This window comes from Paraburkholderia sp. SIMBA_027 (assembly GCF_046535315.1).
Taxonomy (GTDB): Bacteria; Pseudomonadota; Gammaproteobacteria; order Burkholderiales; family Burkholderiaceae; genus Paraburkholderia; species Paraburkholderia tropica.
On the sequence record NZ_JAWRWY010000203.1, the window covers coordinates 1 to 362 of the forward strand.

1 protein-coding gene is annotated in these 362 nt (G+C 61.0%); it reads left to right on the forward strand.

Going from position 1 to position 362, the window contains the following annotated elements:
- Positions 1–360: MarR family transcriptional regulator (locus SB764_RS38790; protein ID WP_410866579.1), on the forward strand; the 360-nt coding region annotated here is incomplete at its 5' end.
- Positions 361–362: the final 2 nt, after the last annotated feature.

Below are 362 nucleotides of genomic sequence, written 5' to 3' on the forward strand. Positions count from 1 at the left end.
AGCGACGTCAACGCCATCCAGGCTCTCCTGCTCTTCAACATCGGCAACTCGGAACTGACCGCCGGCGAGCTGCGCTCGCGCGGTTACTACCTGGGCTCCAACGTTTCCTACAACGTCAAGAAGCTGGTCGACCTCGGTCTCATCAACCACCAGCGTTCGCGTGTCGACCGGCGCTCGGTCCGCATCAGCCTGACCGAAAAGGGCCAGGAAATCGCCGAAACCGTTGCGCGTCTCTACGAACGCCACGTCGGCTCGATCGAAAAGGTCGGCGGCATCGGCACCGACGAATTCACCCAGATGAACAAGCTCCTGCAGCGCCTCGACCGCTTCTGGAACGACTCGATCATGTACCGCCTGTAAGG